The sequence below is a fragment of the Methylobacterium sp. A49B genome (assembly GCF_053346215.1).
Window position 1 is genome coordinate 40,037 of sequence record NZ_JBKFBO010000068.1, and the last position, 11,163, is coordinate 51,199.

An 11,163-nucleotide genomic window follows, 5' to 3' on the forward strand; every position below is an offset into this window, starting at 1 on the left:
TTTCCTCAGGCCGAGAGCGCGGGCGACAGTTTGGCCAGACGCGCCGCCTGAAGTCGCGAAAAGTCCTCGCCCGCATGGTGCGACGAACGCGTCAGGGGCGTCGCCGACACCAGCAGGAAGCCCTTGGCGTAGGCGGTGGTCTCGTAGGCCTTGAACTCCTCCGGGGGGACGAAGCGCACGACCTCGTGGTGCTTCTTCGACGGCTGCAGGTACTGGCCGATGGTGAGGAAGTCGACGTCGGCCGAGCGCAGGTCGTCCATGAGCTGGAGCACCTCGTTCCGCTCCTCGCCGAGCCCGACCATGATGCCGGACTTGGTGAAGATGGCGGGGTCGAGCTCCTTCACCCGCTGGAGCAGGCGTACGGAGTGGAAGTAGCGGGCGCCGGGCCGCACCGTGAGGTACTTGGCCGGGACCGTCTCCAGGTTGTGGTTGAAGACGTCGGGCTTGGCGGCGACCACGACCTCGAGCGCGCCGTCCTTGCGCAGGAAGTCGGGCGTCAGGATCTCCACCGTGGTGCCGGGGCTCGCCCGCCGGATCGCCGCGATGGTGCGGGCGAAGTGCTCGGCGCCCCCGTCCTTCAGGTCGTCCCGGTCGACCGACGTGATGACGACGTGGTGCAGGCCGAGCTTGGCGACCGAATCGGCAATTTTCTCAGGTTCATGCTGATCCAGGGCATCGGGCAGGCCGGTGCGCACGTTGCAGAAGGCGCAGGCCCGCGTGCAGGTGTCGCCCATGATCATGAAGGTGGCGTGCCGCTTCTCCCAGCATTCGCCGATATTTGGACAGCCCGCCTCCTCGCAGACCGTGACGAGCCCGTGCTCGCGCACGATCTTCTGCGTCTCGGTCCAGGCCTTGGAGCCCGGCGCCTTCACGCGGATCCAGTCCGGCTTCTTGGCCTGGACGGGCTGATCGGGCCGGTGCGCCTTCTCTGGATGGCGCAGGCGGTCCGGCCGCGGATCGTTCTTCAGGATGTCGAGGACGACGGCCATGAGTCGGGGGCTGCCACACCGCGGGAAGCGCCCCGAGGGCGCGGTCGTGATGGCCCTGACTTAAGGCTGAAGGCCGCGCGCCGCAAACCGCCGCGACGCAGGGACGCCCCGCGGCGGTTGAGGGTGGGTCCGTTCCGTCAGATCCCCAGCGCCCGGACGAACAGCCCGGCCAGCACGGCGCCAACCAGCGGGGCCGCCACGGGGATCAGCGCGTAGCCCCAGTCGGACGAGCCTTTGCCGGCGATCGGCAGCACCGCGTGGGCCACGCGCGGCCCGAGGTCGCGGGCTGGGTTGATGGCGTAGCCGGTGGTGCCGCCGAGCGACAGGCCGATGCCCCAGACCAGCATGCCGACCATGTAGGGCGCGACGGCCCGCGGGATGGCGCCGGCCGAGCCGAGCGTGGTGGTCACGAGGGCGGAGATCGTCAGGATCAGGAAGAAGGTCGCGATGATCTCGGAGAGCCAGTTGGCCTTCGCGTCCCGGATCGCAGGGCCGGTGCAGAAGCAGGCGAGCTTGAGGCCGGGATCCTGGGTCGCGCCCCAGTGCGGCAGGTAATGGAGCCAGACGATCACGGCGCCCACGAAGGCGCCGAGCATCTGGGCCGGGATGTATGTGGCAAGCTTGCTGTAATCGCCGGAACTGACCGCACCTGCCACGGTGACCGCCGGGTTGATGTGGGCGTCGGCGCTGCCGGTGGCGTTGGCCACGAAGACCCCGGCGAGGACCGCGAAGGCCCAGCCCGCCGTGATGGCGATCCAGCCGGCGTTCTCGCCCTTGGAATGCTTGAGCAGGGCGCCGGCCACCACGCCGTCGCCGAGCACGATCAAGGTCATCGTACCCAGGAATTCGCCCAGGAATGGTGATGTCATAATCTTGTCTCCCCCGTTCGCTGCTTTTTGTGAAAGTTCAAAGCTTTGGCGAGCGCGTGATCGCTGGAAGCGGTCACGGATATTGGCGCGAATTTAATTCAGCTGCCTCATCCTGAAGTGCCGAACTGAAGCGTAGACCCCGAAGGAAAACTCCAGCGACCGCGCGGTTGGCTGGAACCCTCCTTCGAGGCGGCTTCGGCGCACCTCAGGATGAGGTCGCGGGTTGGGATGGTGGTTGTCACGAGGGCGTAAGGCCATCGTGCCGCGCGCACGGACCCGACGGCCTGCCGCTCAATCCTCGTCGGTCTTCCAGTCGAAGGAGCGCTGCACCGCCCGGCTCCAGGCGGCGGCGATCTTCTCGCGCTGGCCGGCATCCATCTTCGGGGTCCAGCGCTGGTCCACGCCCCAGTTGCGCTTGAGATCGTCGAGACCCTTCCAGTAGCCGACCGCCAGACCCGCCGCGTAGGCGGCGCCGAGCGCGGTGGTCTCGGCCACCTTCGGGCGCACCACCGGCACGTCGAGCAGGTCGGACTGGAACTGCATCAGCGTGTTGTTGGCGACCATGCCGCCATCGGCCCGGAGTTCCTTGACAGGAATGCCCGAATCCTTCGCCATCGCCTGCAGCACCTCGCGGGTCTGGAAGGCGGTCGCCTCCAGCACCGAGCGGGCGATGTGGCCGCGGTTGACGTAGCGGGTCAGGCCGATGATCAGGCCGCGAGCGCCCTCGTTCCAGTGCGGCGCGTAGAGCCCCGAGAAGGCCGGCACGAAGTAGACGCCACCATTGTCCTCGACCGTGGTGGCGAGCGTCTCGACCTCGGCCGAATCCTTGATCATGTGCAGGTTGTCGCGCAGCCACTGCACCAAGGCGCCCGTGATGGCGATCGAGCCCTCCAGCGCGTAGGCGGGTTTGTGGCCGTCGAGGCGGTAGGCGAGCGTCGTGACGAGGCCGGCCTTCGACGGCACCGGCTCCTCGCCGGTGTTCATCAGCGCGAAGCAGCCGGTGCCGTAGGTGTTCTTGGCCTCGCCCGGCGCGAAGCAGGTCTGGCCGAACAGGGCCGCCTGCTGGTCGCCCAGAATGCCGGCGATCGGCACGCCGGCGAACGGCGCCTTGGTCTCCCCGTAGACCTCGCTCGACGAGACGATCCGCGGCAGCATCGCCCTCGGGATGCCGAAGGTCGTCAGCATGCCGTCGTCCCAGTCGAGGGTCTTGAGCGACATGAGCTGCGTGCGGCTGGCATTGGTCACATCGGTGACGTGGAGGCCGCCCTCCGTCCCCCCGGTGAGGTTCCAGACGAGCCACGTGTCGATGTTGCCGAACAGGACGTCGCCGGCCTCGGCCTTCGCGCGGGCGCCCTCGACATGGTCGAGCAGCCACCGCAGCTTCAACCCGGAAAAGTAGCTCGCCAGCGGCAGGCCGGTGAGGTCGCGGAACCGGTCGCGGCCGCCGTCGCGGGCGAATTCGGCCACCAACCGGTCGTTGCGGGTGTCCTGCCAGACGAGCGCGTTGTGCAGCGGCTTGCCGGTCGTCCGGTCCCAGATCAGCGTGGTCTCGCGCTGGTTGGTGATGCCCACCGCGGCGAGATCGGAGGGCTGGAGCCCGCCCTTCTCCAGCGCCTCGCGCATCACCCCTTGCGTCTTCGTCCAGATCTCGGCGGCGTCGTGCTCGACATGGCCGGGGGCCGGATAGATCTGCGCGTGCTCGGCCTGGGCGAGGGCGATGACGCTGCCCTCCCGGTCGAACACGATGAAGCGGCTGCTTGTGGTGCCCTGGTCGATGGCCCCGACGTAACGGCTCATCGTTCCCTCCCCTGTTATGCCCGACCGGTCTGCCGCCGGATCGGGGCCGAAAAGATCAGGCCGCCTCGGCCCTGCGGTCGAGGTAGGCGGCGAGGCGCGCCGCGCTCTCCGGACTCGTGCGCAGGCCGAGCTTCGAGCGCCGCCACAGGATGTCCTCGGCGGTCACCGCCCATTCCTCGGTGCGCAGGTAATCGACCTCGGCCGCCGTCAGGCCGCCGTCGAAGGCCTCACCGAGATCCGCCATGGAACGCGCGGTCCCGACGATATCCCGCGCCCGCGTTCCGTAGGCGCGGGCGAGGCGTCGGGCGGTCTCGTCGGGCAGGAACGGCTTCTCCGCCTTCAGCTTGGCCAGGAACTGGTCGAAGTCCGAATCCTTCATCGCCCCACCCGGCAGCACCGCGTCCCCGGTCCAGGCCTTCTTGAGGTGCGGGAAGTAGGGTTTGAGCTTCTCCAGCGCGTGCTCGGCGAGCCGCCGGTAGGTGGTGATCTTGCCGCCGAACACCGACAGCACCGCCGCCGTCCCGCCCTGGTCCTCCACGTCGAGGACGTAGTCGCGGGTCACCGCGGAGGCGTTCTCGGCCGCGTCGTCGTAGAGCGGGCGCACGCCCGAGTAGCTCCAGACCACGTCGGCCGGGGTGATCGTCGTGTCGAACGAGCGGTTGATGCAGCCGCAGAGGTAGTCGGTCTCCTCCGCGGAGATCGAGACCGGGCCGGGCTCGCCGTCGTAGGGCACGTCGGTGGTGCCGATCAGCGTGAAGTCGCGCTCATAGGGGATCGCGAAGATGATGCGCTTGTCGGGCTGCTGCAGGATGTAGGCCTGATCGCCTTCGAACAGCCGCTTGACCACGATGTGGCTGCCCTTGATCAGCCGCACCGCCGCGCGGCTGTTGATGCCGAGCGTGCCGCCGAGCGTCTCGCTGACCCACGGGCCGGCGGCGTTGACGACGGCCTTCGCGTGGATCGTCCGCTCGGCGCCGCCGCGCTCGTCGCGCAGGGTCGCGACCCACCCGTTTCCTTCTCGCCGGGCTGAGACCACGCCGGTGCGGGTCAGCACCGTGGCGCCGCGCTCGCGGGCGTCCATGGCGTTGAGCACCACGAGGCGGCTGTCCTCGACCCAGCAGTCGGAATAGACGAAGCCGCGCGTCAGGCGCTTCTGCAGCGGCGTACCGTACTCGGAGCTGCGCAGGTCGACCCCGTGCGAGCCCGGCAGGGTCCGCAGCCGCGCCAGGTGATCGTAGAGGAACAGGCCGAGCCGCAGCATCCAAGCCGGGCGCAGGCCCTCGTCGTGGGGCAGCACGAAGCGCAGCGGCCAGATCACGTGCGGGGCGAGCCGCAGCAGCCGCTCGCGCTCGGCCAGTGCCTCGCGGACGAGGCGGAACTCGTAATATTCGAGGTAGCGCAGGCCGCCGTGGATCAGCTTCGTCGAGGACGAGGAGGTGAAGCCCGCCAGATCCCCGCGCTCGGCCAGCAGGACCGACAGGCCGCGGCCGGCCGCGTCCCGGGCGATGCCGGTGCCGTTGATGCCGCCGCCAACGACCAGAAGATCGTAGACGTCGGACGGCTCGCGCTGGCGCGTTGCTGCCGCCATGGTTCCTCCAATGCCGCCCTCGCGGCGGATTGGCATTATATTGACCCGGCTGCGAATTTTCGCAAGCGAAAAATTCAATGTTCGTTACGGTTCGTCGCCGGGGTCCGCGACCGCCAGCTTCACCCCCTGGCGCTCCAGCAACGCGACAATCTCCTCCGGCGGCATCCGGTCGGTGAAGAAGGTGTCGACCTGATCGAGCCGTCCGACCTGAACCATTGGGCGCCGGGTGAACTTGGTGTGATCGGCGACCAGGAAGGTCTTCCGGGCATGCGACAGGATCGTCTGCGTCGCACGCACCTCCTCGTAATCGTAGTCGAGAAGCGCCCCGTCGGCGTCGATGCCGCTGATGCCGATCACCGCTACGTCGACCCGGAACTGGCTGAGCGTGTCGCAGGTGAGCTGGCCCAGAACTGCACCGTCGCGGTTGCGCACCGTCCCACCCGCCACGACGATGCGGAACTCCGTAGATTCGGCGAGCGAGATCGCGACGTTGAGGTTGTTGGTGATGATGCTCAGATCGTCATGCCGGGCGAGTTCCCGGGCCACCGCCTCGGGCGTCGTGCCGATGTTGATGAAGACCGAGCAGTGGGACGGGATGCGGCTCGCCGCCAACCGGCCGATCCGGGTCTTCTCCGGCAGCAGGGTCACCCGCCGGTCCGCATAGTCGATGTTCTCGACGCTGGAGGGCAGGCCGCCGCCACCGCGGTAGCGCTCGAGCCGCCCCTCGGCGCTCAGCTCGTTGAGGTCGCGCCGAATCGTCTGGACAGTGACGCCGAACTGCGCGGCCAGCGCCTCGATGGTCACGAAGCCGCGCTGGCGCACCGTGGCCACAATGGCGCTTCGCCGGCCCTCCACGCCCACAGCCTCGGTCCGGTCCTCGGACCTACGGTCGAGCGGTCGCGACATCTCCAAACCCCCCGGGATCCTCATGCCCTAGTAGCCTGATGTTCGTTTTCGAACATCTTCCGATTGAAACGCGGTTCGCGCAAGCTCGAACCCGCCGTCTCGGACCCACGAATCCTTGCCGGGCCGATTTATAATTCCATCCGTCTGCTCGCGTGCAGACACGAAAAAGGCCTGCCGCGGGTGCGACAGGCCGGATCCGGCAGGCAACGCCGCGTCCGCGGCGGAGCCCGCGCGTGTTACATGTGGTGACGCATGCGGCGGTGATGCTTCATCATGCGCTTGCGCTTCATCTGCCGGCGCATGACCGGACGCGACGCGGGGGCGACACCCCGCTCCATCGCGGCCGCCTCACCGGCACGCTCCATGCCGCCGCGCGGGCCGCCGGCCTGCGAGCCAGAGGCGTTGTAGGGCGAGTTACCCTGGGCATAGGCGGAGCCCGCGAGCAGCGTCAGCGACGCGGCGGCCAACAGAAGTTTCCTCATCGTCAATCCCTGGCGTAGACCGGCGCAGGCAAAGCTTCGCACCTCGTCAGGCATGTTGCCGCTGCGTCGGAAAATAAGCGGCTCAGACGAGACTTGGTTCCGCAGCCTCGTCCCGTTCGCGGCGCACGATTGCCGGACGCGTTAACGCGACCTATGTCGCGACCCGTCCCGGTCCGGCCCGGATGGGACGAATGGGGGAGCAGGTGGCGGTGGCCAGCAGCGGTTCGGCCTATCTCCTCCTCGACGTGGCCGGCACGCCCTGCGCCCTGCCGCGCGCCGCCGTCGCCGAAGTGCTGCCGCTGCCCGTCCTGCACAACCCGCCCGCCGCCGGAGGCTGGCTCAAAGGCTTCCTCAATCTCGGCGGCGCGCCTGTTCCGGTGATCGACCTCGCGGCCCTGCTCGGCCTGCGTCCGGCGGCGGCGGATCCCGGCCTCTACGCGCATCTCGTTCTGACCCACGGCAACGCGCTCGCCTATCTCGTCGATCGCGCCGCCGACCTCGTGTCGGTCCCCAGTTCCGCGATCCGGCCGGCGGAGGAGGCCGGATCCATCAACGGCTGCGTCGCAGCCGAACTTGTCCTCGGCGACCGCCTCGTCCACGCGCTGGCGCCGGAACGCCTCCTGACGGCGCAGGAGACGGCGCGGGTCGAGGCGCTGGCGCGGGCCGCCGCCGAGCGGCTCGCCGCGTTGCCCGGACCTGTCTGAGCACGCGATGGCGCGCCTGCGCAGTCCCCGCCCCGATCCGGGTGCCGACCCCGCCTACGCCGCCCTGAAGGCGCGGATCATCGCGCGCACCGGCCATCATTACTACGCCGACAAGGACGAATTGCTGATCGAGCGTCTGCATCGCCGCTTCCGTGCCGCCGCCATCCCCGATTGCGCCGCCTACGCCGCCCTTTTGTCGGACGGCGACGCGGGCGAGGCCGAATGGGCGCGCCTGGAGGCCGAGATCACCGTCGGCGAGACGTTCTTCTTCCGCTACGCCGAGCAGTTCGAGGCCCTGCGCGGGACGATTTTGCCTGCGCTGGTCGCGGCCCGGGACTCCGAGCGCACCCTCCGGATCTGGAGCGCCGGCTGCTCGACGGGTGCCGAGCCCTACTCTCTGGCGATCCTCGTGCGGGAGATTCTCGGGGACGCCCTGCCCGACTGGCGGGTCACGATCCTCGGCACCGACATCAGCACCGAGGCCCTGGCCACCGCCCGTGCCGCCGAGTACGGCCGCTGGGCCCTGCGCACCATGCCGCCGGAGGAGCGGCTGCGCTACTTCACCCGCCTGCCGCCCGCCCCCGGGATCCGGCGCGAGGGCGGCTACGCCCTGCGCCCGGAATACCGCGCGCTGGTGCGGTTTGAGCGCGGCAACCTCCTGACGCTCGCGGAGCCGGGGCCGTCGACCGCGGGACCGGATCTGGCTTTCGACCTGATCCTGTGCCGCAACGTGCTCATCTACTTCGAGGCCCGGACGGTCACCGCCGTCGTGCGCGGCCTCAGTCACCGATTGCGGCCGGACGGCTGGCTGCTCCTCGGCCACGCCGAGCCGAGCCCCGCCTTCGCGAGCTTCCTCGATGCGGTCAGCCTTCCTGGGACCGTCGCCTATCGCCGTCTCGCGGAGGCGCCGCCTTCGCAAGCCCTGCCCTCGCCGCTCCCGCCCCCCGCGGCGGTTACGGCACCGACGGCGCCGCCCGCCTCCCCGGCGGCGAAGCCCGATCATGTCGGGGATGCGTCACCGGCCCTCCTCCCGCTCGCGACGCCCGACACCGGCGAGGCGGCGGAGGCCGCGGCTGTCCGCGACGGCATGGAGGAGCCCGGGACCGTCGACCGGATCCGCGCCCTCGCCGATGCCGGCGAGACCGGCGCGGCTTGGCGCGCCCTGCGCGCGGCCGTCGACGGGGATCCAACCGACCCGGTGCTGCGGCTGTACGAGGGACTCCTCGCCCGCTCGCTCGGGCGCGACGCCGAGGCAGAGCGGGCGCTGCGGGCGGCGCTCTACCTCGACCGGCGCTTCGTGATGGCCCACTACCATCTCGGGCTGCTGCTGATTGCCCTGGGACGCCAGGGCGAGGCGGCCCGCGCCCTCGACAACGCGGTCGTCCTCAGCCAAGCCCTCGCGGTGGACGCGCCCGTCCCCGAGAGCGACGGTGCCACCGCCGCCGAAGTCGCCGCCGGCGCGGTGGCGGCCCGGGACGGCCTCGACCGGGGTCGCGACGCCCACAGGAGAAGGTCCTGATGGAATCGAGGCCGCGAGCAGAGGGGAGCCGTCCACCGGGCCGGCCGGAGCGCGATCTGCGGGCCGAGCGCGCCGCGGCCCTCGCCCGGCGCGGGAACGCCGCGGTGCGGTCCGAAGCGGGCGTCGAGCATCTCGTCTGCCTCTGCAAGGACGAACGCTTCGGCGTACCGATGGCCGCGGTCGCGCAGGTCCTGCCGATGCGGCCCTGCACGCCCGTCCCCGGCGCGGTGCCGGCGCTGGTCGGACTCGTCGCCCTGTCCGGCCGGATCGTCGGCGTGCTCAGCCTCGCCCGGGCCCTCGGGCGGCCCGATGCCGCGACCGATCCCGACGCGGGCGCGGGCCATCTGGTCGTCCTGCACGGCGCGCAAGCCCATCCGCAGGCGCCCGCCTCCGTCCCGGTCCAGGCGCGGTCCCTCGCCTTCGCGGTCGACCGCGTGCTCGGGATCGCCCGGGCGGCGGGCACCGCCCCGGCCTCATCGGGCGGCCCGGACGCCGGCGGGTTGGGCAACGAGGCCGCTTCCGGCTATGCCCCCGGGGCGGCGGGCGACAGCCGTCCGGATTTCGTCGTGATCGATCTTCCCCGCCTTCTGCGCCGCGCCCTGCCCTGACGGCGCCCCCACTCGGAGTCCATCCCGACCGTGACCCTCTCGATCGGACGACGCATCCTTCTCGGCTTCTTCGCCGTCACCGTGGTCATCGTGGCGCTGGGCTTCTACGCGCTGGCGCAGATCGGGGCGGTGCGCGACACGGCCGACGCGATCGTCCGGCGCGACATGGCTGTGCTGCGCCAGCTCGACGATCTCGGAAACGAGGCCCGCGACCTCGGACTCCTGCGCCGCAACGCCGTGATCGCGATGCTGACGCAGGCCCAGGGCCGGCAGGCCCGCTCCGAGGACATCCTGGCCGCCTGGCGCCAGACCGCCGACCGGATCGAGGGCCGCCTCACCGCCATCGCGCAACTCGCCTCCGAGTATCAGGCCTCCTCGGCCTCCTCGGAGCGCGCCGCCGCCTGGGACCGGGTCGCCGCGGCGGCGGCCGACGTGCAGAGCGCGTTCCGCGAGGTCCGGACCCTGGGCGAGGCCCAGTTCGCCGCGATCGCCAAGCAGGACGCGGCCGCGGTGGAATCCCGCAACGACGATATCACCCGCCTTCAGGCGCCGTTCCTGGGCGGGATCAAGACGCTCAGGACGCTGCTCGACGGCGGCATGGCGGTCGGCCAGCGCGCCGCGCAGGCGGTCTACGAGCGCTCCCGCCTCTCGATCTACCTGACGCTGGCGGCCTCGGTGCTGCTCGCGCTCCTCGTCACGTGGCTGATCAGCCGCGCGGTGGTGCGGCCCCTGGAGACCGTCATGCGCTTCGTGGAGCGGGTCGGCGACGGCGACCTGTCGGGACAGCTCGAAGCCCGGCGGCAGGACGAGGTCGGCCGTCTTGCGGGGACCTTGAACGCGATGGTGTCCGGGCTGTCGGACCTTGCGCGGACCAACCGGGCGGCGACGGCCGACCTGAACGCGGCGGCGGCCGAGATCCGCGCCTCGGCGCAGGAGCAGGCGGCCTCGGTCGAGCAGCAGTTCGCGGCCGTGCAGGAGACGGCGGCCACGGTCGACGAGATCACGCACTCGGGCGCGCAGATCTCGAAGCGCGCCACCGAGGTGATCGCCACCGCCCAGGCGACCGCCCAGACCTCGCGCCAGGGCCTGCGGGCGGTCTCCGACACGGCCAAGGCGATGGAGGCGATCCGCGAGCAGGCGGAGGCGGTGGCCGGCAACATCGTCAGCCTGTCGGAGAAGACCCAGACGATCGGCGACATCATCGGGACGGTCAACGACATCTCGGAGCGCACGCACCTGCTGGCGCTGAACGCGGCCATCGAGGCGGCGGCGGCCGGCGAGAGCGGCCTGAGCTTTGCGGTCGTGGCCTCCGAGATGAAGCTTCTGGCCGATCAGGCGAAGGCGGCCACCGGCCAGGTGCGGGGTCTGCTGGGCGAGATCCAGCGGGGCATCAACACGTCGGTGATGCTGACGGAGGAGGCGGTGAAGCGGGCGGCGGCGGGCAAGACGCGCTCGGACACGACGCAGCGCACGATCGAGGAGATCACCGCGCGGGTGGAGGAGAACGTGCAGACGTTCCAGCAGATCGTGGCCTCGACGAACCAGCAGCAACTCGGGATCGAGCAGGTGATGGGGGCGCTGCAGAACATCCGGCAGGCCAGCCAGCAGACCGCGGCCGGCACGCGGCAGGTGGAGGCGGCCTCCGCCAACCTCACCGAACTCGCCCAGGCCCTCATGGCCCTGGCCGAACGATACCGGCAC

10 protein-coding genes are annotated in these 11,163 nt (G+C 70.6%); 4 read left to right on the plus strand and 6 right to left on the minus strand.

Annotated elements, in window-relative coordinates; genetic code table 11:
- Nucleotides 1-5: 5 nt before the first annotated feature.
- From lipA to ACLBX9_RS06295, 6 genes are all read right to left on the minus strand, one after another.
- A complete protein-coding gene (lipA, locus tag ACLBX9_RS06270; protein ID WP_447718297.1) occupies nucleotides 6-989 on the minus strand; it encodes a lipoyl synthase in 984 nt (327 codons plus the stop codon).
- Between the two features lie 137 nt (nucleotides 990-1,126).
- Complete coding sequence (locus ACLBX9_RS06275; RefSeq protein WP_447718298.1) at nucleotides 1,127-1,858, minus strand: MIP/aquaporin family protein; 732 nt, start codon at nucleotides 1,856-1,858, stop codon at nucleotides 1,127-1,129.
- A 291-nt stretch (nucleotides 1,859-2,149) separates the two neighbouring features.
- Complete coding sequence (gene glpK / locus ACLBX9_RS06280; RefSeq protein ID WP_447718299.1) at nucleotides 2,150-3,655, minus strand: glycerol kinase GlpK; 1,506 nt, start codon at nucleotides 3,653-3,655, stop codon at nucleotides 2,150-2,152.
- A 55-nt stretch (nucleotides 3,656-3,710) separates the two neighbouring features.
- Entirely contained in the window at nucleotides 3,711-5,243 is a 1,533-nt protein-coding gene (gene glpD, locus ACLBX9_RS06285) for a glycerol-3-phosphate dehydrogenase (protein ID WP_447718300.1), read from the minus strand.
- 84 nt (nucleotides 5,244-5,327) lie between these two features.
- Nucleotides 5,328-6,149 (minus strand): DeoR/GlpR family DNA-binding transcription regulator, encoded by an 822-nt coding sequence (locus ACLBX9_RS06290; RefSeq protein WP_447718301.1) that lies wholly within the window; start codon nucleotides 6,147-6,149, stop codon nucleotides 5,328-5,330.
- 236 nt (nucleotides 6,150-6,385) lie between these two features.
- Nucleotides 6,386-6,631, minus strand: a complete 246-nt coding sequence (locus ACLBX9_RS06295) for a hypothetical protein (RefSeq protein ID WP_039894330.1) — start codon at nucleotides 6,629-6,631, stop codon at nucleotides 6,386-6,388.
- Between the two features lie 182 nt (nucleotides 6,632-6,813).
- Between ACLBX9_RS06295 and ACLBX9_RS06300 the strand changes: the two genes are divergently transcribed.
- From ACLBX9_RS06300 to ACLBX9_RS06315, 4 genes are all read left to right on the plus strand, one after another.
- Complete coding sequence (locus ACLBX9_RS06300; protein ID WP_010686156.1) at nucleotides 6,814-7,335, plus strand: chemotaxis protein CheW; 522 nt, start codon at nucleotides 6,814-6,816, stop codon at nucleotides 7,333-7,335.
- A gap of 7 nt (nucleotides 7,336-7,342) precedes the next feature.
- Nucleotides 7,343-8,854, plus strand: a complete 1,512-nt coding sequence (locus ACLBX9_RS06305) for a CheR family methyltransferase (protein WP_447718302.1) — start codon at nucleotides 7,343-7,345, stop codon at nucleotides 8,852-8,854.
- Nucleotides 8,854-9,462, plus strand: a complete 609-nt coding sequence (locus tag ACLBX9_RS06310) for a chemotaxis protein CheW (RefSeq protein WP_447718303.1) — start codon at nucleotides 8,854-8,856, stop codon at nucleotides 9,460-9,462. The genes ACLBX9_RS06305 and ACLBX9_RS06310 overlap by 1 nt, the downstream gene beginning before the upstream one ends.
- A 30-nt stretch (nucleotides 9,463-9,492) precedes the next feature.
- On the plus strand, nucleotides 9,493-11,163 hold a 1,671-nt coding region (locus ACLBX9_RS06315; RefSeq protein WP_447718304.1), incomplete at its 3' end, for a methyl-accepting chemotaxis protein.

Bases quoted from the DNA above. Each gene is read 5' to 3' on its own strand.
- ACLBX9_RS06300 (WP_010686156.1), top strand. From the start codon at position 6,814: ATGGGACGAATGGGGGAGCAGGTGGCGGTGGCCAGCAGCGGTTCGGCC.
- lipA (WP_447718297.1), bottom strand. From the start codon at position 989: ATGGCCGTCGTCCTCGACATCCTGAAGAACGATCCGCGGCCGGACCGC.
- glpD (WP_447718300.1), bottom strand. From the start codon at position 5,243: ATGGCGGCAGCAACGCGCCAGCGCGAGCCGTCCGACGTCTACGATCTT.
- glpK (WP_447718299.1), bottom strand. From the start codon at position 3,655: ATGAGCCGTTACGTCGGGGCCATCGACCAGGGCACCACAAGCAGCCGC.
- ACLBX9_RS06295 (WP_039894330.1), bottom strand. From the start codon at position 6,631: ATGAGGAAACTTCTGTTGGCCGCCGCGTCGCTGACGCTGCTCGCGGGC.
- ACLBX9_RS06290 (WP_447718301.1), bottom strand. From the start codon at position 6,149: ATGTCGCGACCGCTCGACCGTAGGTCCGAGGACCGGACCGAGGCTGTG.
- ACLBX9_RS06310 (WP_447718303.1), top strand. From the start codon at position 8,854: ATGGAATCGAGGCCGCGAGCAGAGGGGAGCCGTCCACCGGGCCGGCCG.
- ACLBX9_RS06275 (WP_447718298.1), bottom strand. From the start codon at position 1,858: ATGACATCACCATTCCTGGGCGAATTCCTGGGTACGATGACCTTGATC.
- ACLBX9_RS06305 (WP_447718302.1), top strand. From the start codon at position 7,343: ATGGCGCGCCTGCGCAGTCCCCGCCCCGATCCGGGTGCCGACCCCGCC.